This is a genomic window from Streptomyces sp. NPDC046379, assembly GCF_055587785.1.
In genome coordinates this window covers 330,202-353,673 of the sequence record NZ_JBVJFP010000003.1, presented here as the reverse complement: position 1 = coordinate 353,673, position 23,472 = coordinate 330,202, and the positions used below count along the sequence as shown (strand labels likewise).

At 72.3% G+C, this 23,472-nt stretch carries 23 protein-coding genes and 1 pseudogene; 14 read left to right on the top strand and 10 right to left on the bottom strand.

The genetic code is table 11. The features are described 5' to 3' along the window. Positions 1-12 precede the first annotated feature (12 nt). Positions 13-660, bottom strand: a complete 648-nt coding sequence (locus ACZ6KF_RS08515) for a hypothetical protein (protein WP_469157447.1) — start codon at positions 658-660, stop codon at positions 13-15. A gap of 127 nt (positions 661-787) precedes the next feature. Between ACZ6KF_RS08515 and ACZ6KF_RS08510 the strand changes: the two genes are divergently transcribed. The 6 genes from ACZ6KF_RS08510 to ACZ6KF_RS08485 all read left to right on the top strand — a co-directional run bounded on the left by ACZ6KF_RS08510 (position 788) and on the right by ACZ6KF_RS08485 (position 7,128). Beyond that, positions 788-1,999 carry a pyridoxal phosphate-dependent aminotransferase gene (locus ACZ6KF_RS08510; protein WP_356634493.1) on the top strand — a complete coding sequence of 404 codons (1,212 nt, stop codon included), beginning with the start codon at positions 788-790 and terminating at the stop codon, positions 1,997-1,999. Positions 2,000-2,086: 87 nt separating this feature from the next. Continuing rightward, entirely contained in the window at positions 2,087-2,515 is a 429-nt protein-coding gene (locus tag ACZ6KF_RS08505; RefSeq protein ID WP_469237785.1) for an SCO4983 family protein, read from the top strand. Positions 2,516-2,673: 158 nt separating this feature from the next. Further along, a complete protein-coding gene (locus ACZ6KF_RS08500; RefSeq protein WP_356634497.1) occupies positions 2,674-3,747 on the top strand; it encodes a substrate-binding domain-containing protein in 1,074 nt (357 codons plus the stop codon). Positions 3,748-3,759: 12 nt separating this feature from the next. Beyond that, positions 3,760-4,965 carry a toxic anion resistance protein gene (locus tag ACZ6KF_RS08495; protein WP_469237783.1) on the top strand — a complete coding sequence of 402 codons (1,206 nt, stop codon included), beginning with the start codon at positions 3,760-3,762 and terminating at the stop codon, positions 4,963-4,965. Beyond that, positions 4,962-6,521, top strand: a complete 1,560-nt coding sequence (locus ACZ6KF_RS08490; protein ID WP_356634501.1) for a substrate-binding and vWA domain-containing protein — start codon at positions 4,962-4,964, stop codon at positions 6,519-6,521. Before ACZ6KF_RS08495 ends, ACZ6KF_RS08490 begins: the two co-directional genes overlap by 4 nt. Continuing rightward, on the top strand, positions 6,508-7,128 hold the full coding sequence (locus ACZ6KF_RS08485) for a hypothetical protein (RefSeq protein ID WP_469237781.1): 621 nt from the start codon (positions 6,508-6,510) through the stop codon (positions 7,126-7,128). Before ACZ6KF_RS08490 ends, ACZ6KF_RS08485 begins: the two co-directional genes overlap by 14 nt. Positions 7,129-7,212: 84 nt before the next feature. Here the strand turns inward: ACZ6KF_RS08485 and ACZ6KF_RS08480 are convergent, their stop codons facing one another. After that, entirely contained in the window at positions 7,213-9,039 is a 1,827-nt protein-coding gene (locus tag ACZ6KF_RS08480) for a phosphoenolpyruvate carboxykinase (GTP) (protein WP_356634505.1), read from the bottom strand. 334 nt (positions 9,040-9,373) lie between these two features. Here ACZ6KF_RS08480 and trhA point away from each other — a divergent pair, with 334 nt between their 5' ends. After that, the gene (gene trhA / locus ACZ6KF_RS08475; RefSeq protein ID WP_356634507.1) at positions 9,374-10,087 is read left to right on the top strand and encodes a PAQR family membrane homeostasis protein TrhA; all 714 of its coding nucleotides are present in this window, start codon (positions 9,374-9,376) and stop codon (positions 10,085-10,087) included. A 92-nt stretch (positions 10,088-10,179) separates the two neighbouring features. After that, a complete protein-coding gene (locus tag ACZ6KF_RS08470) occupies positions 10,180-10,908 on the top strand; it encodes a Mut7-C RNAse domain-containing protein (RefSeq protein WP_469237779.1) in 729 nt (242 codons plus the stop codon). Positions 10,909-10,985: 77 nt separating this feature from the next. Here ACZ6KF_RS08470 and ACZ6KF_RS08465 read toward each other — a convergent pair. The 4 genes and pseudogenes from ACZ6KF_RS08465 to mca all read right to left on the bottom strand — a co-directional run. Next, positions 10,986-11,234, bottom strand: a pseudogene (locus ACZ6KF_RS08465) (glycosyltransferase); the annotation flags it as partial. Positions 11,235-11,246: 12 nt separating this feature from the next. After that, complete coding sequence (locus ACZ6KF_RS08460; protein WP_356634511.1) at positions 11,247-13,280, bottom strand: thioredoxin domain-containing protein; 2,034 nt, start codon at positions 13,278-13,280, stop codon at positions 11,247-11,249. Positions 13,281-13,564: 284 nt separating this feature from the next. Next, positions 13,565-13,831 carry a hypothetical protein gene (locus ACZ6KF_RS08455; protein WP_356634513.1) on the bottom strand — a complete coding sequence of 89 codons (267 nt, stop codon included), beginning with the start codon at positions 13,829-13,831 and terminating at the stop codon, positions 13,565-13,567. Continuing rightward, a complete protein-coding gene (gene mca / locus ACZ6KF_RS08450; RefSeq protein ID WP_469237884.1) occupies positions 13,824-14,684 on the bottom strand; it encodes a mycothiol conjugate amidase Mca in 861 nt (286 codons plus the stop codon). Before mca ends, ACZ6KF_RS08455 begins: the two co-directional genes overlap by 8 nt. Positions 14,685-14,863: 179 nt before the next feature. Here mca and ACZ6KF_RS08445 point away from each other — a divergent pair, with 179 nt between their 5' ends. Further along, positions 14,864-15,262 carry a DUF4307 domain-containing protein gene (locus tag ACZ6KF_RS08445; protein ID WP_469157451.1) on the top strand — a complete coding sequence of 133 codons (399 nt, stop codon included), beginning with the start codon at positions 14,864-14,866 and terminating at the stop codon, positions 15,260-15,262. Between the two features lie 189 nt (positions 15,263-15,451). Further along, a complete protein-coding gene (greA, locus tag ACZ6KF_RS08440; RefSeq protein ID WP_356634517.1) occupies positions 15,452-15,952 on the top strand; it encodes a transcription elongation factor GreA in 501 nt (166 codons plus the stop codon). Positions 15,953-16,037: 85 nt separating this feature from the next. On the opposite strand, the gene ACZ6KF_RS08435 is transcribed toward greA, so the two are convergent. The 3 genes from ACZ6KF_RS08435 to ilvA all read right to left on the bottom strand — a co-directional run bounded on the left by ACZ6KF_RS08435 (position 16,038) and on the right by ilvA (position 19,305). After that, positions 16,038-16,889, bottom strand: a complete 852-nt coding sequence (locus tag ACZ6KF_RS08435) for an ABC transporter permease (protein ID WP_356634519.1) — start codon at positions 16,887-16,889, stop codon at positions 16,038-16,040. Continuing rightward, complete coding sequence (locus ACZ6KF_RS08430; protein WP_356634521.1) at positions 16,889-17,905, bottom strand: ATP-binding cassette domain-containing protein; 1,017 nt, start codon at positions 17,903-17,905, stop codon at positions 16,889-16,891. The genes ACZ6KF_RS08435 and ACZ6KF_RS08430 overlap by 1 nt, the downstream gene beginning before the upstream one ends. Before the next feature lie 170 nt (positions 17,906-18,075). Continuing rightward, entirely contained in the window at positions 18,076-19,305 is a 1,230-nt protein-coding gene (gene ilvA, locus ACZ6KF_RS08425; RefSeq protein WP_356634523.1) for a threonine ammonia-lyase, read from the bottom strand. Between the two features lie 160 nt (positions 19,306-19,465). On the opposite strand from ilvA, the gene ACZ6KF_RS08420 reads away from it, so the two are divergent. The 3 genes from ACZ6KF_RS08420 to ACZ6KF_RS08410 all read left to right on the top strand — a co-directional run bounded on the left by ACZ6KF_RS08420 (position 19,466) and on the right by ACZ6KF_RS08410 (position 20,878). Then, entirely contained in the window at positions 19,466-19,972 is a 507-nt protein-coding gene (locus ACZ6KF_RS08420) for a MarR family winged helix-turn-helix transcriptional regulator (protein WP_356634559.1), read from the top strand. A 136-nt stretch (positions 19,973-20,108) separates the two neighbouring features. After that, the gene (locus ACZ6KF_RS08415; protein ID WP_469237777.1) at positions 20,109-20,630 is read left to right on the top strand and encodes a sigma factor-like helix-turn-helix DNA-binding protein; all 522 of its coding nucleotides are present in this window, start codon (positions 20,109-20,111) and stop codon (positions 20,628-20,630) included. Then, the gene (locus ACZ6KF_RS08410) at positions 20,627-20,878 is read left to right on the top strand and encodes a hypothetical protein (protein ID WP_356634527.1); all 252 of its coding nucleotides are present in this window, start codon (positions 20,627-20,629) and stop codon (positions 20,876-20,878) included. The genes ACZ6KF_RS08415 and ACZ6KF_RS08410 overlap by 4 nt, the downstream gene beginning before the upstream one ends. A gap of 21 nt (positions 20,879-20,899) precedes the next feature. Here ACZ6KF_RS08410 and ACZ6KF_RS08405 read toward each other — a convergent pair whose 3' ends face one another. Further along, positions 20,900-22,054, bottom strand: coding sequence for a cystathionine gamma-synthase (locus tag ACZ6KF_RS08405; RefSeq protein ID WP_469157453.1), 1,155 nt, complete (start codon positions 22,052-22,054; stop codon positions 20,900-20,902). A 273-nt stretch (positions 22,055-22,327) separates the two neighbouring features. Here ACZ6KF_RS08405 and ACZ6KF_RS08400 point away from each other — a divergent pair, with 273 nt between their 5' ends. Further along, complete coding sequence (locus ACZ6KF_RS08400) at positions 22,328-23,446, top strand: hypothetical protein (RefSeq protein ID WP_469237775.1); 1,119 nt, start codon at positions 22,328-22,330, stop codon at positions 23,444-23,446. Positions 23,447-23,472: the final 26 nt, after the last annotated feature.

The following is a 23,472-nucleotide window of genomic DNA, read 5'->3' as shown; positions in this document are numbered from 1 at the left end:
CGGACGCCCGCCCTACTTGGGCCCCTTGGTCGCCCCGTGTCCCCGTCCCGGCTTTCCGCCCCCGCCGCCCGGACCCGCGGTCGCCGTGGCCGTCGGCGTCGCGGAAGGGCGCGGGGCGGCGGTGGTCGCGGGCGCGGCGGAGGTCGCCGGCGCGGGGGCCGACGCGGACCCGGGGGCGCCGGACGCGGTGCGGGACGGCGGGGCCGGGACGGACGGCGTTCCGGCATCGGCCGCCGGGGCGGTCGCGGAGGGCGCCGTCCCCTCGGAGGAGGCGGTGGCCCCGGACTCGCCGGCCGTGGGCACGCCCGTGCGGTCGTGCTCGCCGCGCACGTCCTTTGAGGGCGAGGAGCCGGAGAAGGAGAACCCGGCGATCACCGCGGCCAGCGACACCGCGCCCAGCGCGCCGGCCGCCGCCGCGGCCCGGCGGCCCCGCCGGGCGGGCGGCCTGCGCCGGGAGTGGCGCGGCGGACGCGGAGCGCCGTCCGTCACCCTCGGCAGCTCGGCCGTGGCGTCGTAGCCGTTCTCCCAGCCGTGCGCCGCCGCCGGGTCGGCGTACTCCTGGTAGTCGGGGGTCTCCCCCGGCAGCGGGAGGTACACGTTCGGCGGGCCCTGGGGCTCGTCGCCGTACGCGTTGTCACCGGTCGGTCGGTGCTCGGACATGGCCGCGCATTGTAGGGACTGCGAGGGTTCCGGGGACAGTCGCCGGTCATACCATCGCAAACCGCCCTGCCCCCGCAGTGTCGGAAAACACGGCCCGGGGAGCCGTACCGGGTCGTAAGCTCCAGACATGCAGGTGATCCAGTCGACGAAGCTCGCCAACGTCTGTTACGAGATCCGGGGACCGGTGCTCGAGGAGGCGATGCGGCTGGAAGCGGCCGGTCATCGCATCCTGAAGCTCAACACCGGCAACCCCGCGGCGTTCGGTTTCGAGTGCCCCCCGGAGATCCTGGAGGACGTCCTCCGCAACGTCTCCACGGCCCACGGCTACGGCGACGCCAAGGGCCTGCTGGCCGCGCGCCGGGCCGTGGTGATGCACAACCAGACCCTCGGCATCGAGACCGACGTCGAACACGTCTTCATCGGCAACGGCGTCTCCGAGCTGATCACCATGGCGATGCAGGGCCTGCTGGACGACGGCGACGAGGTCCTCGTGCCGGCCCCGGACTACCCGCTGTGGACGGCCGCGGTCGCCCTGTCGGGCGGTACGGCGGTGCACTACCGCTGCGACGAGCAGTCCGACTGGATGCCCGACCTCGCCGACATCGAGCGCAAGGTGACCGACCGCACCAAGGCGATCGTCGTCATCAACCCGAACAACCCGACCGGCGCGGTCTACGACGAGGCGATGCTCAGGGGCCTCACCGACATCGCCCGCCGCCACAACCTGCTGGTGTGCTCCGACGAGATCTACGACAAGATCCTCTACGACGGCGCCCGGCACGTTCCGACCGCCTCGGTCGCCCCCGACCTGCTCACCCTCACCTTCAACGGCATGTCGAAGGCGTACCGGGTGGCCGGCTACCGGGTCGGCTGGATGGCGATCTCCGGCCCCCGCGCGCACGCCGACTCCTACATCGAGGGCCTGACGATACTGGCGAACATGCGCCTGTGCGCCAACATGCCGGGGCAGCACGGCGTGGTCGCCGCCCTGAGCGGACGCCAGTCGATCAACGATCTGGTGCTGCCGGGCGGCCGGCTGCACGAGCAGATGGACGTGGCCTACGACCTGCTGACGCGGATCCCGGGCGTGACGTGCGTGCGGCCGAAGGGCGCGCTGTACCTCTTCCCGCGGCTGGACCCCAAGGTCTTCAAGATCAAGGACGACCGCAGGATGGTGCTGGACCTGCTGCGCCGCGAGAAGATCATGGTGGTGCACGGCACGGGCTTCAACTGGCCCGAGCCGGACCACTTCCGGGTGGTCACCCTGCCGACGGTCGGCGATCTGCGCGACGCGGTGGGCCGGATCGGCAACTTCCTGGACGGCTACAGCCAGCGCTGACCGGGCCGCCGGGCGGACTGCACGATCGAACTCAACTTTAGACAGAATCTAAGCTAGGATGGTTTCCGCCAACAAGGAGGCCATCCCATGTACGAACCGATCCGCGCCAAGTCGGTCCACACGATGGCCGACGGCACCGCCGACTTCCCCCACCGGTCCCGTGAGGAGGAGCTGGACATCCAGCTCGCCGGCCACCTCGCGGCACTGCTCGCCGTCACCGACGAGCTGCGCGCGACGGCCCCCTCCGAGGATCTGGACGCCGCGGCCGAGCGTCTGACCGCCCAGGTGACCAGGCTGCGGGGCGGCCAGTCGCCGGCCCGCGCGTCGGCCGCCGTCGCCGAGCCGCACCTCACCGAGCCGCACCTCGCCGCCCTGCACCGCCGGGCCCACGCCCTCGCCGGGCGGGCGCTGGTCGTCGCCGCGTCCCGCGCCGACACCGCGGCGGCGATCCTGGCGGCCGAGCGCATGGACGCGCACGCGCGGGCCCTGGAGCCGCGCGTCGCCCTCCAGGCGTAACCGCCCCCCCGATCGGCCCCGGTCCGCGTGCACCGACAGCGGCGCGCGGACCGGGCGCCACGCACCGTACGGCGCTCGTTGCGTACCGGGACCGGGGTGTTACCCGCTGTTCATCCGCCACGGTGGGGAACGTCGGGTTCCGGGAGCACGCTCGCCGCGTGAAAAGAATCGCAGGCATCGTCCTCGCGGTCCTGCTGATCGGCGGCGTCGTGGCAGCCGTCGTAGCGGGCCGCAACGAGGACCAGGGCACGGCAACGAAGACCGTGCGAGGGGTCATCGGGTCGGAGAAGGCCGACTTCTTCGGCGACCGAAGGGTGGTGGACGCCCTCGCCGCGAAGGGCTACGCCGTGCAGGTCGAGTCCTCGGGTTCCTGGGCCATGGACAACCTGGACCTGAAGTCGTACGACTTCGCCTTCCCGTCCAGCCAGGCCCCGGCCGACGCGCTCGCCGCCGACGTCGGCGCCAAGAAGCCGCTGCCCCGCCCCTTCCGCTCGCCCCTCGTCGTGATCGCCCACGAGAACGCCGCGCGGGTCCTCGCGGACAACGGGCTGGCGACGCTGGAGACCGAGGGCCGCGGCGTGCTGAGGATGAAGGCCTATTTGAAGGCCGCCGAGGAGGACCGCACCTGGCAGCAGCTCGAGGGCGCGGAGCGGTACGGGGAGCTGACCGGCACCCTCTTCATCGCCACCACCGACCCCCAGACCTCCAACTCCGGCGCCCTCTACCTCGCGGCCACCTCCTACGTCGACAACGGCGAGAAGGTCGTCGCCGACTCCGCGGGGATCGACCGCACCGCGCCGCTGCTGCGCAAGCTGATCACCGTGCAGGGCGCCCAGCAGTCCAGCTCCGAGGGCGCGTTCCTGGACTTCGTCAGCGGCGCCGGCAACCCGCTCGTCCTGGTCTACGAGTCCCAGGTCGCCGCCCACCTCGCCAAGGACGCCACCGTGGACGACCTGGTCGTCCTCTACCCGGACACCACCGCCACCAGCGACCACACCGTCGTGCCGATCACCGAGGAGGGCCGCGCTCTCGGCGAACTCCTCGTCACCGACCCGGCCCTGCGCAAGCTCGCCGTCGAGCACGGGTTCCGCCTGGAGGGCAGCACCAGCGAGTTCACCGCGGCCACGGCCGACCGCACCGACTTCCTCAACCAGACGCTGACCGGCGTACGGCAGGCTCCCGTGCCCACCTTCGAGGTGCTGCGCGACATGGCGAGCCGGACGCGGGGCTAGGGGGATCAGCAGATGACCGAGTACAGCGCCAGCCAGGACACCAGCGCCAGCCGCGACGACACCTTCACGCTCACCCCGCCCGAGCCGGTGTCGGCGGTGCCGCGCGAGCGGGCCGGGGGGCTCGTGCCCGTGGACGAGGCGGTCTGCGCCGAGATGGCCCGCAAGGCCGCCGACTACGTGGCCGGCCTCGCCGCGCTCGACGCCCGCTCACCCGAGTTCGCCGGCCGGGTCGGCGAGATCACCGCCCTCGGCGCCGGGGAGATGCGCACCGCCGCCGCGCAGTCCAACCGGACGCTGGAACGCACCGTGCGCAGCCTGCCCGACAAGGGCGGCGACGCCCAGTCGCAGGTCGCCGGCTCGCTCGTGGAACTGCGCCGCGTGGTGGAGGACCTGGACCCCAGGGACCTGCCGACGGCCAAGGGGCGCAGGTTCCTGTCCCGGCTGCCCGGCGGGAACCGGCTGCGCGACCACGTCGCCAAGTACGCCTCCGCGCAGGGCACCCTCAACAAGATCGTCGGCACGCTCCGCGGCGGCCAGGACGAACTGCGCCGGGACAACGCGGCGCTGCAGACCGAACGGGTCCGCCTGTGGGAGACCATGGGCAAGCTCCAGGAGTACGTCGTCCTCACCGAGGCCCTCGACTCCGCCGTGGAGCGGCACATCGCCGGCGTGGAGCGCGCCGACCCGCAGGCGGCCGACAGTCTCCGCGCCGACGTGCTGTTCCCGGTCCGGCAGAAGCACCAGGACCTGCTCACCCAGCTCGCGGTGTGCGCCCAGGGCTACCTCGCCATGGACGTCGTACGCCGCAACAACGAGGAACTGATCAAGGGCGTCGACCGCGCGGCCACCACCACCGTCTCCGCGCTGCGGATCTCGGTCATGCTGGCCTCCGCGCTGGACAACCAGAAGAAGGTGGTCGACCAGGTGAACGCGCTGCGCGGCACCACCGAGGACCTGATCCGGGGCAACGCCGAGATGCTCGCCACGCAGAGCGGCGAGATCCAGCGGATCGCCGCCGACCCGGCGGTGGGCGCCGAGACCCTGCGCACCGCCTTCCAGCAGATCTACCGCACCCTCGACGCCATCGACACCTACAAGGTGCAGGCCACCGAGGCGATGGCCGCGACCGTGGAGTCGCTGACGGCCGAACTGCAGAACGCCAGTGCCTACTTGGACCGCAGCCGGGCGCAGGGCGCCCTCGAGGGAGGCCTCGCATGAGACGCATGCGCCTGTGGGGACGCCCGCTGGCCCTCGCCGCCGCCGCGCTGGCCGTGCTGACGGCCTGCACCTCCATGGACGAGGAGTCCGAGTTCGACGACGGCGCCAGCTACCAGCCGGGCACCCTGCGCGTGCTGGCCTCCAGCGAACTGGCCGACATGGCGCCGATCCTGGAGAAGGTGCGGGCGAAGACCGGCATCACCGTCCGCCCGACCTACGTCGGCACCCTCGACGCCGTCGACATCCTGGCCCGGGACACGGCGAACGGGCGGTACGACGCGGTGTGGCTGGCCTCCAACGACTATCTGCGGCTGCGTCCCGCCGCCGCCGACCAGGTCCTCTCGGAGACGCCGATCATGTCCAGCCCGGTCGCCATCGGCGTGCGCGAGCCCGTCGCCCGCGCCCACGGCTGGAAGCCGGACGACGTCACCTGGTCGGACATCGAGCGCGCGGTCCGCGAGGACGGCCTCACCTACGGCATGACCGACCCGTCCGCCTCCAACTCCGGCTTCGCCACCCTGGTCTCCGTCGCGTCCGCGCTCTCGGGCGCCCAGTCGGCGCTCACGGACGCGGACGTGGAGAAGGCCACGCCCCGGCTGAAGGAGTTCTTCAAGGGGCAGAAGCTGACCTCGGGTTCGTCGGGCTGGCTGGCCGCCGCCTACCGGGAGCGCCCGAACGTCGACGCGCTGCTCAACTACGAGTCCGTCCTCAGAGGCGTCGCGGGCATGACCGTGATCCGCCCCTCCGACGGCGTCGTCACCGCCGACTACCCGCTCTCCTCCCTCAAGTCCGCCCCCGCCACGGCCCGCGAGGACCTCCGCCGGCTCTCCCAGGCGCTGCGCACCCCGGAGATCCAGCGCGAGATCACCACGCGCACCCACCGCCGCCCGGTCGTCTCCACCGTGGAGCCGGCGCCGGGACTCGACTCCGGCAGACGGCGCGAACTGCCCTTCCCGGGCAGCCGGTCGGTCGCCGACGGGCTGATCGACTCCTACGACAACGAACTGCGCCGCCCGTCGCGGACGGTGTACGTGCTGGACACCTCCGGCTCGATGGAGGGCGACCGGCTCGAAGGGCTGAAGGACGCGCTCGTCGACCTGACCGAGGACTTCCGGGAACGCGAGGAGGTCACCCTCATGCCGTTCGGCTCGACGGTCAAGGACGTGCGCACGCACATCGTGACCCCGCAGAACCCGCGCCGGGGACTGGACGGCATCCGCCGGGACGCCGAGTCGCTCACCGCCGACGGCGAGACCGCGATCTACACCTCGCTCCAGGAGGCGTACGAGCATCTCGCGGCCGACGAGGACACGTTCACGTCGATCGTGCTGATGACGGACGGCGCCAACACCACCGGCGCGACGGCCGAGGACTTCGAGTCCTTCCACCGGGTGCTCGACCCGCGGCAGCGGGAGATCCCGGTCTTCCCGATCTACTTCGGCGACTCCGACCGCTCCGAGCTGGAGCGGATCGCCGATCTGACCGGCGGCCGTCTCTTCGACGCCGAGCAGGGCTCGCTGGACGGCGCCTTCGAGGAGATCCGTGGCTACCAGTAGATTCCTGGGCTATCTGGAGTCCCGCAAGAACATCACGGGCAGCTCCTGCGGGATCGTCGGCCTGGCGCTGACGTTCACCGGGTTGGCGGGGCCGTACTGGCCGGTCGTCGTGGTGGGCCTGTACGGCGCGGGCGCGCTGATCGCCCCGCCGGAGCGGCCCGCGCCGCCCGACTTCGCCGACCCGTCGGCCCCGCTGGAGGAGGTGCGCGCCGACTTCGGCCGGCTGCGCGCCTACCTCGCCGACATCGACGTGCCCACGGGCCCCGCCGAGCGGCTGAAGGAACTGACCGACGTGCTGGAGGCGCTGCTGGAGCCGGGCTGGGTGGGCGAGATCCTGGCGCAGGACCCGGAGGGCGTGCACGCGCTGTCCCGGACGGTGCGCCAGGACGTCCCGGAGGCCGTCGACGCCTTCGTGCGCACCCGCTGGTGGCACCGGATGACGCCGGGCCAGGAGCCGCCCGAGCGCCATCTGGAGCGCCAGCTGGAGCTGCTGCTCGGGGACGCGCGGCGGCTGGCGGCGGACCTGCGGGACATGGAGGCCCGCCGCCAGGAGTCCCACACCCGCTACCTGGAGGGCCGCGGCGGGGGCGGCGGACTCGGCGCCTGACGAGGAGTCCGCGGCCGGCCGTGACGATGTTTCGGTCAGGGCACAGTCGGTTCGGTCCGGCCGCGGGGTCTTCGGGTACGGGGCTCAGCCCAGGCGCTCCACGAGGGCGCGGTACTCGTCCCACAGCTCCTTGGGCGTGTGGTCGCCGAAGGTGTCGAGGTGCTCGGGGATCAGGGCGGCCTCCTCGCGCCACACGTCCTTGTCGACGGTGAGCAGGAAGTCCAGGTCCTCCTCGGACAGCTCCAGGCCCTCGGTGTCGAGGGCGCCCTTGGCGGGCAGCACGCCGATCGGGGTCTCGACGCCCTCGGCCCGGCCCTCCAGCCGCTCGACGATCCACTTCAGGACGCGGCTGTTCTCGCCGAAGCCGGGCCAGACGAACCGGCCGTCGTCGTTCTTGCGGAACCAGTTGACGTAGTAGATCCGCGGCAGCTTCGCCGGGTCCTTGCCCTTGGCCACGTCGATCCAGTGGCCCATGTAGTCGCCCATGTTGTAGCCGCAGAAGGGCAGCATGGCGAACGGGTCGCGGCGCAGCTCACCGACCTTGCCCTCGGCGGCGGCGGTCTTCTCGGAGGCCACGTTGGCGCCGAGGAAGACCCCGTGGTTCCAGTCGAAGGACTCGGTCACCAGCGGTACGGCGGTGGCGCGCCGGCCGCCGAAGAGGATCGCGGAGATCGGCACGCCCCGGGGGTCCTCCCACTCGGGCGCGATGATCGGGCACTGCGAGGCCGGGACGGTGAAGCGGGCGTTGGGGTGCGCGGCCGGGGTGCCGGAGGCGGGCGTCCAGTCGTTGCCCTTCCAGTCCGTGAGGTGGGCCGGCGGCTCCTCGGTCATGCCCTCCCACCACACGTCGTTGTCGTCGGTGAGGGCGACGTTGGTGAAGACGGCGTTGCCCCACAGCGTCTTCATCGCGTTGGCGTTGGTGTGCTCGCCGGTGCCGGGGGCGACGCCGAAGAAGCCGGCCTCGGGGTTGATCGCGTAGAGGCGGCCGTCCTCGCCGAAGCGCATCCAGGCGATGTCGTCGCCGATGGTCTCCACCGTCCAGCCGGGGACGGTCGGCTCCAGCATGGCGAGGTTGGTCTTGCCGCAGGCGCTCGGGAAGGCGGCGGCGACGTACTTCGACTCCCCTCGCGGCGGGGTCAGCTTCAGGATGAGCATGTGCTCGGCGAGCCAGCCCTCGTCGCGGGCCATGACGGAGGCGATGCGCAGGGCGTAGCACTTCTTGCCGAGCAGGGCGTTGCCGCCGTAGCCGGAGCCGTAGGACCAGATCTCGCGGTCCTCGGGGAAGTGCGAGATGTACTTGGTGGAGTTGCAGGGCCAGGGGACGTCCTCCTGGCCGGGCTCCAGCGGGGCGCCGAGGGTGTGGACGGCCTTGACGAAGTCGCCGTCCTCGCCGAGCTGCTCCAGCACGGCGCTGCCCATCCGGGTCATCGTGCGCATCGAGACGGCGACGTAGGCGGAGTCGGTGATCTCGACGCCGAGCGCGGACAGCGGGGAGCCGAGCGGGCCCATGCAGAAGGGCACGACGTACATGGTGCGGCCGCGCATCGCGCCGCGGAACAGCCCCTGCTCGCCGGTGAAGATCTCCCGCATCTGCGCGGGGTCCTTCCAGTGGTTGGTGGGACCGGCGTCCTCCTCCTTCGCGGAGCAGATGAAGGTCCGGTCCTCGACGCGGGCCACGTCGGTCGGGTCGGAGGCCGCGTAGTAGGAGTGGGGGCGCTTGATCGGGTCGAGCCTGCGGAAGGTGCCCTTGGCCACGAGCTCTTCGCACAGTCGCTCGTATTCGGCCTCTGACCCGTCGCACCAGACCACCTCGTCCGGCTCGGTCAGTCGGGCGATCTCGTCGACCCAGGAGAGGAGTTCCGGGTGCCGGGTGGGGACGGTTTTCGGGGGAGCCGCGATGTCGCGCGCCACGATCGCTCCTAAATGAGGGATTTTCTTACTGTCTGCCCCGTGGGGGCCGCGACCCGGATGCCGCGCCCGTCTCCCTCTGGCGCTCATCCGGTGCCGACCGCACTCAGATGATCCTGCGAGGCGAGTGCCCATTTGTCCAGGGGGCCTCACACCTGAGCGGGGTGACGAACCCCACGCACCTCGGCGTTTCCCTCTGTTCTTTACGCACACGTTGGGTTCACATGACCGCCTCTTGGGTGACGCGGGCCACGCGGCGACCCGGCCACCGTGAGAGCATGACCACGCCACAAGGCCGCTGATCCGCGACTTACGGTTACGTAGGTACGCTTTGGACATGACTTCGTCCGCTTCCGACGCGCCGAGGGACACGCCGGTCGCCGACCGCGTCTCCGCGGCGCTCTCCCTGCCGCAAGAGATCAAGCCCAAACTCCGCGGCTGGCTGCACCTGGGAATGTTCCCGGCGGTGCTCGTCGCGGGCCTCGTGCTCACCGCCCTGGCCGAGTCGCCCCGCGGGCGGCTGGCGTGCGGGATCTACGCGCTGACCGCCTGCCTGCTGTTCGGCGTGAGCGCGCTGTACCACCGGGGCGACTGGAGCCCGCGCATGGACGGCGTCCTGCGCCGCCTGGACCACTCCAACATCTTCCTGATCATCGCCGGCACCTACACCCCGCTGACCATGCTGCTGCTGCCCGGCGCCAAGGGCCGCTGGCTGCTGTGGGGCATCTGGGCCGCCGCGCTGGCGGGCATCCTGTTCCGGGTGTTCTGGGTCGGCGCGCCGCGCTGGCTCTACACGCCCTGCTACATCGCCATGGGCTGGGCCGCCGTCTTCTACCTGCCGGACTTTCTGCACACCGGCGGCGTCGCCGTGCTGGTCCTGGTGATCGCGGGCGGCATCCTCTACAGCCTGGGCGGCGTGGTCTACGGCATCAAGAAGCCCGACCCGTCACCGCGCTGGTTCGGCTTCCACGAGGTGTTCCACTCCTTCACGCTGGCCGCGTTCGTCGTCCACTACGTGGCGATCTCCCTGGTGGCCTACCGGCACTCCTAGGAGTGCCGCACCCGGGCCCGCGGGTCCGGGTGCACGGCCTGCCGGCCGGAGCACTCCGGGGACCGCGCCGGTCCGCGTGTCATCCTGGCCCGGTGAACGGTCCCGAGATCCGCGTCGAGTTCGCCCCCGAGCTGCAGCTGTTCGTCCCCGGCGCCCGGCGCGCCGGCGCCACCCCCCTCGCCACCGACGGGATGTCGTCCCTCGGGCACGTCGTCGAGTCCCTCGGTGTGCCGCTCACCGAGGTCGGGGCGCTCGTCGTCGACGGGCGGGAGGTCCCGACGTCGTACGTGCCGGCCGGCGGGGAGAGCGTCGGCGTGCGGCCCGTGGCGCGCCCGCAGCGGGTCCCGGGCGCTCCCCTGCGTTTCCTCCTCGACGTCCACCTCGGCACCCTCGCCCGCCGGCTGCGGCTGCTCGGCGTGGACACGGCCTACGAGTCGACGGACATCGGCGACCCCGCGCTCGCCGCCCGCTCCGCCGCCGAGCGGCGGGTGATGCTCAGCCGCGACCGGGGGCTGCTGCACCGCCGCGAGCTGTGGGCGGGCGCGTTCGTCTACAGCACCCGGCCCGACGAGCAGCTGCGCGACGTCCTGGACCGTTTCCGCCCCGCGCTGCGGCCCTGGACCCGGTGCACCGCCTGCAACGGCCTGCTGCACGAGGCGACCGTGGACGAGGTCGCCGACCAGCTGCGAGGCGGGACGAAACGGTCGTACGACGTGTTCGCCAAGTGCGCCGACTGCGGGCGCGCCTACTGGAAGGGCGCGCACCACGACCAGCTGGAGGCCATCGTGGAGCGCGCCCTGACGGAGTTCCCGGGAGCCTGACGGCGTCGCAGGTCCGCCTCTCCGCAGGCCAGGCCGTCACGGCTGGGGTCGAGGCGGAGCGGGTCGTCCGTCCCGTTGCTGTCCGGGGTCCCCTCGCGGGTGACCATGCCGGAGTCGCAGGCGACGACGACCTTCTTGCCGGCGCTGGACAGCCGCACCCCGAGGTCGCAGTCCTCGGTCAGGCAGCTCGTCCCGGCCGCCTGCCTCGCGCAGGACGTCCGTGCGGACGAAGACGGTGTTGCCGCCCAGAGGGATGAACCCTTTCTGCGCGTGCAGGTGCAGCCGGAGCGGAACCGGAAGAAGTACTCCATGCAGTCGCGCAGGCTGCGGCACTGATTTCAGCCGTTCAGCGCGTCCCTCAGCCGATCGGCGTCGGTCGTCGGGGCGTCACACGTGAAATGACGACAGACATACGCCGTCGGTTCACCGCCGATGAGCGCACGTCCGGCGAGCAGCGGGAACTCCTCCGTGCCGGGCGTCCCGTACGCCACCACCGCACCCGGCGCCGTCCCCAGCAGCGCCGTGCGGTGCAGTGCCCTCGCCGCCTCGTCGCCCGGCGCCGGGCCCACCACCGCGACCTCGCGCGGGCCGTCCAGCAGCGCCTCGGCGACCGCGAGCCCCCAGCCGATGAACCGGGGCACCCGTGGACCGAGCGTCCTCACCACGCCCAGCGCCCGCTCGGCGGCGGTGCGGTGCGACTCGGCGCCGGTGTGCGCAGCGTAGGTGAGCAGGGCCCCCGCGGCGGCGGTCCAGCCCGAGGGGGCGGCGTTGTCGGTGGGGTCCTGGGGGCGGCGGATCAGTTTCTCGGCGTCGGCGGCCGTGTCGTAGAGGGCGCCCGACTCGGCGTCCGTGAACCGGGTCAGGACGTGGTCGAGCAGCAGCCCCGCGAACTCCAGCCAGACCCCCTCCCCCGTGACCGACGCCAGCGCCAGGAATCCCTCGGCGACGTCGGCGTAGTCCTCCAGCACGCCCGCGCCCGCGCCGGCCCGGCCGTCCCTGCTGGTGCGGGAGAGGCGGACCTGCTCGTCGAGGTGGACGCGGACCAGCAGGTCGGCGGCGGCGAGGGCGGCGTCGACCAGGTCGGGCCGGTCGAAGTAGGCGCCGGCCTCGGCGAGCGCGGCGATCGCGAGGCCGTTCCAGGCGGCCACCACCTTGTCGTCCCGCCCGGGCGCGGGCCGCTCGGCGCGGGCGCGCAGCAGCCGCTCCCTGATCCCCGCGATCCGCTCGGCGTCGAACACGCCTTCGTGCTGCGGGAGTTGCAGCACCGACTGCCCGTGCTCGAACGTGCCCTCCTCGGTCACCCCGAAGTACTGCGCGGCGAGGTCCCCGTCCTCGGCGCCGAGCACGTCCCGCAGCTGCCCGGGCGTCCACACGTAGTAGGCGCCCTCGACGTGCCGGCCGCTGCCGTCGTCGCTGTCGGCGTCCAGGGCGGAGGCGAACCCGCCCTGCTCTGTGCGCAGTTCCCGCACCATGAAGTCGGCGGTCTCCAGCGCGACCCGCCGGGCGAGCTCCGACCCGGTGGCCCGCCACAGGTGCGCGTACACCCGGCACAGCAGCGCGTTGTCGTAGAGCATCTTCTCGAAGTGCGGCACCACCCAGTCCCGGTCCACCGAGTACCGGGCGAAACCGCCGCCGAGCTGGTCGTAGATCCCGCCGCGCGCCATCCGCTCGCAGGTGTCGGCCGCCATCTGCAAGGCGCCCTCGGCGCCGGTGCGGGCGTGGTGCCGCAGCAGGAACTCGATCACCATCGACGGCGGGAACTTCGGCGCCCCGCCGAACCCTCCCCGCTGCGCGTCGTACTCCCGCGTCAGCCCGAGCAGCGCCTGCGCCAGCTCCGGCTCCCCCGGCGCCTGCCCGCTCCCGAACGCGAACTCCCGCCCGGCCAGGTCCCGCACGATCTTGCCGGCGACCTCCGCGACCTCCCCGCGCCGCTCGCTCCACGCCTGGCTGATCCCGCCCAGCACCTGCCGGAAGGACGGCATCCCGTGCCGCGGCTCCGGCGGGAAGTAGGTGCCGAAGTAGAACGGCTCGGCGTCGGGCGTGAGGAACACGGTCATGGGCCAGCCGCCCTGTCCGGTGGCGGCCTGCACAGCCTCCATGTAGACGGCGTCCACGTCGGGCCGCTCTTCCCGGTCGACCTTGATGTTGACGAAGTGGTCGTTGAGGTAGGCGGCGGTGTCCGCGTCCTCGAAGGACTCGTGCGCCATCACATGGCACCAGTGGCAGCTGCTGTACCCGACGCTGAGCAGCACCGGTTTGTCCGCCCGCCGCGCCTGCTCGAACGCCTCCTGCGTCCAGGGCCACCAGTCGACGGGGTTGTCGGCGTGCTGGAGAAGGTACGGGGACGTCTCATGGGCCAGTCGGTTCGGCATGCCTTCCATCCTGCCCGACTGGGCGGGGGGCTGCCGATGCGACCGGCCGGGCCGCCTCCGGCCCCGCGGGGCGGGCGGGAGAAAGCCGGACGGGCCGGGGCGGGTCCGGCCGGCCCGGGCCCGGCACCGGTTCCCCGCGCGGGGACACGCGGAACCCCGGACGGCCGTACTCCGGTCGTCCGGTCCCGGGCGTCCGGAACCGGGCGGGCGCGGGCCGGGCGGCGGTCCCGTACGCGATCGATCGACCGGGCCGGCCCGGCGGCCGAGCCCGCGTGCCGGTCAGCTCACGCCTTGCGGGCCTTCGGCTGCGCCGGGACGGCGCCGGTGCCCTGGGCGGTCCGCCCGTCCTCCGGACCCTCCGGGGCCTCCTGGAAGTCGACCCGGCTCATGTGCCGGTTCATCGACTTCATCAGGCCCCACACCGCCAGGGCCATCACCGCGAAGACGATGAAGCCGAGGACGCCGGGGGTCACCTTGTCCTCGTCGACCTCCTTGGCGAGGGTGACGAAGTGGGTCATTGCCAGGCTCGCGCTTGCGCTCATGTCAGCCATTGTCCCGGATGCCGGCGAAGAGGTCGTCCTCGGGGAGGGAGGTGTCCACGAGGGACTTCGCCAGCTCGTACTCCTCCGTCGGCCAGACCTCCTTCTGGAGCTCCAGCGGCACCCGGAACCAGCCCCCGTCGGGGTCGATCTGCGTGGCGTGCGCGATCAGCGCCTTGTCGCGGATCTCGAAGAAGTCGGCGCAGGGCACGTGCGTGGTGAGCGTGCGGTCCTTGTGCCCGGACTCGTCCCAGCGCTTGAGCCACTCCCCGTAGGGGGACTCCATGCCGCGGTCGACCAGCGCCTGGTGCAGCGCCTCGGTGCGCGGTCGGTTGAACCCCTGGTTGTAGTAGAGCTTCAGCGGCTGGTACGCCGGGCCGTACTCGTCCTCCGGGTACTTCTCGGTGTCCGCCGCGCCCTCGAACGCCACCATCGTGATCTTGTGGGTCATGATGTGGTCGGGGTGCGGGTAACCGCCGTTCTCGTCGTACGTGGTGATCACCTGGGGGCGGAACGAGCGGATCTGCCTCACCAGCTCGCCCGCCGCGTGGTCGACGTCCTCCAGCGCGAAGCACCCCTCGGGCAGCGGCGGCAGCGGGTCGCCCTCCGGGAGGCCGGAGTCGACGAAGCCGAGCCACTCCTGCCGGACGCCCAGGATCTCCCGGGCCTCGTCCATCTCCTTCTTGCGCACCTCGTGGATGTGCCCCTCGATGTACTTGTCGCCCTGGAGCTTCGGGTTGAGGATGGAGCCGCGCTCCCCGCCGGTGCAGGTCACCACCAGCACGTCCACCCCCTCGGACACGTACTTCGCCATGGTGGCCGCGCCCTTGCTCGACTCGTCGTCGGGGTGGGCGTGCACGGCCATCAGTCGCAGCTGGTCAGTCAAGACTCAATCCTCAAGTCGGTAGGCGCCCTGTGTGCGGCGGCGCAGTCGCAGGCTTCTATAGTGACCGAATCGGGGGCGGAATAATTCCGGGGCGGCCCCCGGACTCCTGTCCGCAACCCGGCCCCGCGCCGGGTCCCGCGCCGGCCGAGAGGACGATCATGAGCACGGCGAGCACGCGACCGCCCGCGGGCCGTTACGGCCGCGCCTCGGACGACCGCGCCGACCGCACCCTGAAGGTCCTGGGCGCCGTCCTGGGCGCCGTGTTCCTCGCCGTGATCGGGTACTTCGCCTATCACTACGTCGGCCAGAACCGGATCAGCGCCGAGGTGATCAGCTTCCGGCTCTCGGAGGACTCGATCGAGGTCGAGCTGGCCGTCGAGAAGGACGCCGGCGCCTCCGGCTACTGCACCGTGCGCTCGCAGGCGGAGAACGGCGCCGAGGTGGGCCGCGCCGACTTCCGCTTCGACGGGGACGCCACCCGCCTCACCGAGACCGTCACGCTCCGCACGACGGCCCCCGGGACGACGGCCGAGCTGCTCGGCTGCCACGCCGACTGAGGACCCCGGCCGGCACCGCCGTCATCCGGAATACGTGGGCGCTGACCTGCGCCGACGTGACGTTGATGACTTATGTCCTCCCCCTTTCGCCCGTGAATTGTTAGGCTCGTGGTTTCGCCCACTCCTGAAGGAACATCCTTCTTGGGTAGGGCGATGCTTTGTATTCCCAGTACCGACGAGGAGCACCCTGTGACCCAGACCAGCGAGAACGTCACCTGGCTGACCCAGGAGGCGTACAACAAGCTCAAGGACGAGCTTGAGTACCTTACTGGTCCTGCGCGCACGGAGATCGCCGCCAAGATCGCGGCCGCGCGCGAGGAGGGCGACCTGCGTGAGAACGGCGGGTACCACGCGGCCAAGGAGGAGCAGGGCAAGCAGGAGCTCCGTGTGCGCCAGCTGACCCAGCTCCTGGAGAACGCCAAGGTCGGCGAGGCCCCGACCTCGACGGACGGCGCCGTGGCCCCCGGCATGGTCGTGACGATCGCCTTCGACGGTGACGAGGACGACACCCTGACGTTCCTGCTCGCCTCGCGCGAGTACGCGAGCGCCGACATCGAGACGTACTCCCCCCAGTCCCCGCTGGGTTCCGGCGTGATCGGCCACAAGGTCGGCGAGGACGCGGAGTACGAGCTGCCGAACGGCAAGAAGGCCTCGGTGAAGATCCTGAAGGCCGAGCCGTACAGCGGCTGACCATCCCCGACAGGCCGGGCCCCGGCGTCCAGTCGCTCAGTGACTGGACGCCGGGGCCTCGTCGTGCGGCCGTGGCGGGCCGGGGCTACGCCGCCGCCGAGCGGTACTTGCGCACCGCCAGTGTGCGGAAGACGACGATGATCACGGCCGAGTAGATCAGCGACGCCCAGACCGGGTGGGCCATGGGCCAGGCGTCCGAGGTCGACACCCCCGGGTTGCCGAACAGCTCGCGGCAGGCCTGCACCGTGGCGCTGAACGGGTTCCACTCGGCGATGTGCCGCAGCCACGGCGTCATCTTGTCGGAGTCGACGAAGGCGTTCGAGACGAAGGTGACCGGGAAGAGCCAGACCAGGCCCCCGGAGGTGGCCGCCTCGGGCGTGCGCACGGACAGGCCGATCAGGGCGCCGATCCAGGTGAACGCGTACCCCATGAGCAGGAGCAGCAGGAACGCGGCGAGCACCTCACCGGCGCTGGTGTGGGTGCGCCAGCCGACCAGGAGGGCGACGATCGCGAGGACCATCAGGGTGAGCGCCGTCTGCACCAGGTCGGCCAGGGTGCGCCCGGTCAGCACCGCGCCGCGGGCCATGGGCAGCGAGCGGAAGCGGTCGATGAGCCCCTTGTGCATGTCCTCGGCGATGCCCGCGCCCGCGCCGGCCGTGGCGAAGGTGACGGTCTGGGCGAAGATGCCGGCCATCAGGAACTCGCGGTAGACGCCGGGGTCGGTGGTGCCGCCGATGTTCATGGAGCCGCCGAACACGTAGCTGAACAGCACCACGAACATGACCGGCTGGAAGAGGCCGAAAATGATCATCTCGGGGATGCGGGACATCCGGATCAGATTGCGCTTGGCGACGACCAGGGAGTCCCGGACCGACTGGCCCAGAGGATGGCGTTGCGCTGTCTCCGGCGCGGCGTCGGCGACGGTCGTGGTGCTCACTACACGGTCTCCTTCCCGCGCTTGCGGTTTCCGGCGCCGCCCGGGGCGGCCCCGTCGGCGTCGTCCTCGGCCCCGACCTCGGCGACATGGCCGGTCAGGGAGAGGAAGACGTCGTCCAGGGTCGGCCGGCGCAGGCCGATGTCGTCTATCTCGATGCCGCGGGCGTCGAGCTCGCGGATGACCTCGGCGAGCAGCTTGGCGCCGCCGGTGACGGGCACGGTGAGCTTGCGGGTGTGCTCCTCGACGGTGGTGCCGCCCTTGCCGAAGCCGCTCAGCACCTCGGCGGCGGTGGCCATGTGGCCGCGCTCGTGCACCACGACCTCGACGCGCTCGCCGCCGGTGCGGGCCTTGAGCTCGTCGGAGGTGCCGCGGGCGATCACCCGGCCGTGGTCGACGACCGCGATGTCGTGGGCGAGGTGGTCGGCCTCCTCCAGGTACTGCGTGGTCAGCAGGAGGGTGGTGCCGCCGGAGACCAGCTGTTTGATGACGTCCCACAGCTGCTGGCGGTTGCGGGGGTCGAGGCCGGTGGTCGGCTCGTCCATGAACATCACGGGCGGCGAGACGACCAGGGCCGCCGCCAGGTCGAGCCGGCGGCGCATGCCCCCGGAGTAGGTCTTGGCGGGCCGGTCGGCGGCGTCGGTGAGGTGGAACTGGTCGAGCAGCTCGGCGGCGCGGGCCTTCGCGGCCTTCGCCTTCATCTGGTACAGCTGTCCGACCATCTGGAGGTTCTCCCGGCCGGTCAGGTACTCGTCGACCGCGGCGAACTGGCCGGACAGTCCTATGGAGCGCCGGACGCGGTCGGGATGGCGCAGCACGTCGACGCCGGCGACGACCGCGCGGCCGCTGTCGGGCCGCAGGAGCGTCGTCAGGCAGCGGACCGTCGTCGTCTTGCCGGCGCCGTTGGGTCCCAGCAGGCCGAGGACCGTGCCTTCGGGGACGTCGAGGTCGACGCCGTCCAGTGCTCTTACGTCACCGAAGGTCTTGACCAGGCCTTCGGCATGAATGGCCCCTGGCATATGAGTCTCCACGTCGTCGGGGATTCTTCGGAAAGCGTAGATTCGACGGATTCGCTCCGCCCGATGGGTGACACGGGGAGCACCATAACGCGATGTATCGCGTCTCTCAACGGGATTCCCGAAGAAGGCCGGGCGCGCCGCGCGAGAGCCTCCGGCCGGCGCCGCCGCCGTCAGGCGATGACGGTGTACCCCGCCTCGCGCAACGCGTCGCCGACCTCGCCGCAGTGCACGGGCCCCTTCGTCTCCAAGTGCAGCTCCACCTCCGCCTCCGCGAGACCGAGTCGCGGGTCGGTCCGCACATGGCTCACGTCGAGGACGTTGGCGTCGACCGCCGACAGCACCCCCAGAAGTGTGGCGAGGGCGCCCGGCCGGTCGGTCAGCCGCAGCCGTACCGCCAGATAACGGCCCTGCGCCGCCATGCCGTGCCGCAGCACCCGCTGCATCAGCAGCGGATCGACGTTGCCGCCGGACAGCACCGCCACGACCGGCCCCTCGAAGGCGCCCGGATCGCTCAGCAGCGCCGCGACCGGGCTCGCCCCGGCCGGCTCCACGACCAGCTTCGCCCGCTCCAGGCACAGCAGCAGCGCCGTGGACAGCTCGTCCTCGCTGACCGTGCGCACCTCGTCCACCAGGCCGCCGACGATCGCGAACGGCACGTCGCCGGGCCGCCCCACCCGGATCCCGTCGGCCATCGTCGCCGGGTTCTCGATCGACACGGGGCGTCCGGCGGCCAGCGAGGGCGGATACGCCGCCGAACCCGCCGCCTGCACGCCGACGATCCGCACGTCCGGCCGCACCGCCTTCACCCCGACCGCGATGCCGGCCGCGAGCCCTCCGCCGCCGACGCCGACGACGATCGTCCGCACCTCCGGGCACTGCTCCAGGATCTCCAGCCCGACCGTGCCCTGCCCCGCGATGATGTCCGGGTGGTCGAAGGGATGGATGAACACCGCGCCCGTCTCGCGGGCGTACTCCTCGGCGGCGGCCAGCGTCTCGTCCACCACCTGCCCGTGCATCCGCACCTCGGCGCCGTAGTCGCGCGTCGCGCTGATCTTCGGCAGCGGGGCGCCCTTCGGCATGAACACCGTCGACCGCACGCCGAGCAGCGACGACGCCAGGGCCACGCCCTGCGCGTGGTTGCCGGCGCTCGCCGCGACCACCCCGGCCGCCCGCTGCTCCGGCAGCAGCCCGGCGATCCGCACATACGCCCCGCGCAGCTTGAACGACCCCGTCCGCTGGAGGTTCTCGCACTTGAGGTGCACCGGGGCGCCCACCACCCGGGTCAGATACCTGCTGCCCTCCATCGCGGTGACACGGGAGACGCCGGCGAGCATCTTCTGCGCGCCGCGCACGTCGTCCAGGGTGACCGGGGACAGAGGGGCGGCCTCGCGGTGGTTCATGACCCAAGTCTCGCAGCACGCACGCCCCGACGGCCTTCGCGACCAACCCGCGGGACGGGTTTGCGCAGCGCCGGTACGGCCCGGCGTCCGGCCGCGTACCCTGTCCCCCAACCAGCACCCAGCATGAAGTGAGCCTCCGGCCATGCCCACAACACCTGACATGTCGATGGACACGCCGACCGTCGGTGACACCGGTCTTCTCGACGCGCTGCAGCACGAGGTGGCGGTCTTCGCCCGCCGCGCCGAACAGACCCGGCTCGGCGGGGTCGGTCAGGTGCGCAACTCCATGGACCGTGCCGCGTACCTGCTGCTCAACCGGCTCGACAACGAAGGGCCGATGGGCGTCAAGGCGCTCGCCGCGAGCATGGGCATCGACTCCTCCACGGTCACCCGCCAGGTGGCGCCGCTCGTCGACACGGGACTCGTCAAGCGGACCTCGCACCCGGAGGACGGGCGCGCGGTGGTGCTCCAGCTGTCCCCGCGCGGGGCGTCGCGGCTGGAGGAAGTGCGCTCGTCCCGCCGCCGGCTGATGGCGGAGCTGACGCAGGACTGGGCGCCCGAGGAGCGGGAGGCGTTCTGCACACTGCTCACCCGCTTCAATCACGCCCTCTCCGCGCGCATGGCCGCCCACGGCGTCCCCGGCCCCGAGGCACAGTCCCCGTCCTGACCTGCCACGCCGCGCCGGCGGTCGGTCGAGGGGCGCGGTGGGCCGTGCGCGGCTCTTGACCGAAAGGCGACCCCTGGCCTCAGATGAGACCCGGCCCCGTGGTCGTACGCGGGTTCGGCCTTCAGGGGGAGGCAGGGTGGCGGTTCGACACGCGTCGCGGGAAGCCCGCCGGGCGCGGGAGTTCCGGGCGTTCGTCGCGGGCGCGGGCGGCCGGCTGCTGCACACGGCGACGCTGCTCACGGCCGAGGCGCCGGAGGACAACCCCCGTGCGCGGCGGCTGCTGACGACCGCCCTCGCCCAGACGTACGCCTGCTGGGACCGGCTGCGGGGCGAGGACCCGTACGTCCGCACCCGCGAGCACCTGGCCACCCGGTTCGCCCATCAGGCGTGGCACCGGTACGGCCCTCTGGGCCGGGCCCGTCCGCATCCCGGCAGCACGCTGGCGCATCTGACGCCGCGGGAGCGTCTGGTTCTGGTGCTCCGGCTGTTCGAGGGCGTCGCGCAGGAGCAGACGGCGGCACTGCTGGGTCTGCCCCCGGAGCACGTCGACACGCTGTGCGACCGGGCCATGGCGACGCTGCTGCACCCGCCGCGCGGCCCGGCGGCCACCAAGGGCGAGGGGAGAGCGGTGGGCGTCGTGAGCCGGGGCGCGCGATGAACCGGGCGGACCGGGAGGCGGCCGTGCACCGCATCATGGCGCAGACCCCGCCGCCGGTGCCGCCGGACCTGCACGCCGAGGCCGTGCGCCACGGCGAGCGGCTGCTGCGGCGCCGAAGGCTGGCCCGCCGGACGGGATGGCTGCTGCTGTTGGCCGCGGCCGTGGCGTTCACGGTGTGGGCGCTCGCCGTGGAGCCCTGGGCGGAGCCGCCGTCACGGACGACTCCGCCACCGCTCACGGACCGCTGAGCCGGGTCCCTCCAGGGCTTCTCAGCCGAGCGCCTGCTGGAGGTCCGCCAGCAGGTCGTCCACGTTCTCGATGCCCACGGACAGGCGTACGAGGTCGCCGGGGACCTCCAGGGCCGAACCGGCCGCGGAGGCGTGCGTCATCCGGCCGGGGTGCTCGATCAGCGACTCGACGCCGCCGAGGGACTCGCCGAGGGTGAACACCTTCGCGCGGTTGCAGACCTCGACGGCCGCCTCCTCGCCGCCCTCGACGCGGAAGGAGACCATCCCGCCGAAGGCCCGCATCTGCTTGGCGGCGACCTCGTGACCGGGGTGGTCGGGAAGGCCGGGGTAGAGAACCCGCGTCACGCGCGCGTGCCGGGTGAGCATCTCGGCGATCCGGCCGGCGTTCTCGCTGTGCCGGTCCATGCGCACGGCGAGCGTCTTGGCGCCGCGCAGCACCAGCCAGGAGTCGAAGGGACCGGCGACCGCGCCCATGGCGTTCTGGTGGTAGGCCAGCTCCTCGCCGAGTGCCTCGTCGGCGACGACCAGCGCACCGCCGACGACGTCGGAGTGCCCGCCCATGTACTTGGTGAGCGAGTGGACCACGACGTCCGCGCCGAGCGACAGGGGCTGCTGGAGGTACGGCGTGGCGAAGGTGTTGTCGACGACGAGCCGGGCGCCCGCGTCCCGGGCGACCTGGGCGACGGCGGCGATGTCGGTGATGCCGAGCAGCGGGTTGGAGGGGGTCTCCACCCACACGGCCTTGGTCTTCGGGGTGACGGCCGCCCGTACGGCGGCGGGGTCCGAGGTGTCGGCGACCGACCACTCCACGCCCCAGCGGGCGACGACCTTCGCGAACAGGCGGAAGGTGCCGCCGTAGGCGTCGTTGGGGATGACGACGTGGTCGCCGGGGCTGAGCAGCGCGCGCAACAGGCAGTCCTCGGCCGCCAGTCCGGACGCGAACGCGAGGCCGCGGCGGCCGCCCTCGAGGGCGGCGAGGTTCTCCTCCAGGGCGGTCCTGGTCGGGTTGGCGCTACGGCTGTACTCGTAGCCGCCGCGCAGGCCGCCCACCCCGTCCTGCTTGTAGGTGGACACCTGGTAGATCGGCGGTACGACCGCGCCGGTCAGGGGGTCGGCCGTGTTGCCCGCGTGGATGGCGAGCGTTTCGAAGTGCTCACTGATGTGCCTGTCGCTCATGGGAACCGAGCGTAGTGCGCCCACGACGGGAGTGACGGACGGGACGACAGCGGGCCGCCGCCTTCGGCGCGTCCGGGGCTCCTCCGGCCCGGTCGGGTCGGGTCGGTCCTCTCGGGCCTCCCGCTCCTCTCGGTCCGCTCAGTCCGCTCAGTCCGCTCGGTCTTCTCAGTCCGCTCGTCTTCCCAGTCCGCTCGGTCGTCTCGGTCCTGGGAGTTGTCCACAGGTCGCGGGACGGGTTGGCCAATTGTCGGCGGCGTCTGGAACGCTGGAGGCATGGAGATTCTCTGGGTCGTGTTCGCCCTGCTCATGATCGGCTTCGTGCTGGGTCCCGTCGTCATGCGCAGGCGCGGCGCGGTCGGGCTGGTCCACCCCGGCCACCCGGACGCCGCCGACCCGGCGAACTACGGCTTCGTGCTCCAGGAGGAGCTGGACGTCCGGATGCCCGGCCCCGATCGGGACCTGGAGGACGTGCTGGACCTGGTGCAGCGCACCCAGGACCATCGGGCCGCCGCCCAGCTGCTGGCCGGCACGGACGCGGCGGGCGAGGTGCGCTGGCAGCGGGTGCAGGCCTTCGCGGGCGCGGCCTCGCTGGAGCTGCTCCAGCGGCCGGGCGGCGCCGACGGGACGCCGGGCGGGCAGTGGCTGCGGGTGTGGCGCGCCGAGGCGCCCAAGGACGCGGGCGGCGCGGCGGTGCACGCGGAGTTCCTGGTGCAGCAGGCGTGGCGGACGGCGACGCCGGGGACGGACGAGTTCCGGATCATCATGGAGGAGGCGAAGGCGGCGTGCGGCGAGGCGGCTCTGCTGGCGCCCGGCGACCCGGTGCCGTACATCGTCGAGCTGTCGGTGGCGCGCGGGCTCGCGTATCCGCGCGCGGAGTTCGAGCAGCTGTGGCTGAAGATCCTCGACCGGGCGCCGCACCACATGGGCGCGCATCTGGCCGCGCTGCACTACTGGTGCGAGAAGTGGCACGGATCGCGGGAGCTGGCGACCCAGTTCGCGGAGGCCGCGGCGGCCCGCGCGCCGCAGGGTTCGCTGCTGGCGGCGATGCCGCTGTTCGCGGTCTTCGAGCACCTGCCCGAGGTGAACCTGGTCCGCGGCTTCTACCAGAGCGAGGTCGTGACGAAGGCGATCCACGGCGCGCTGCACGCGGTGCACTCGGCCCGGCCCGACGACCCGATGCTGGCGCACGTCCGCCATCTGCTGGTGTTCTTCCTGGTCCGGGCCGAGCGCTGGGCGGAGGCCATGCACCAGCTGATACACATCGACGGCCATGTCGGCGCCCTGCCGTGGACGCTGTCCCCGGACCCGGCGGCGGAGTTCGCGGTCTACCGGGCGCTGGCGGTCGCGGGGTACGAGGCCAACGGCGGCAGCCCGGCGAGCCTGCCGCACTGACGCCGGAATGCGCCGCGGCCGGGGGG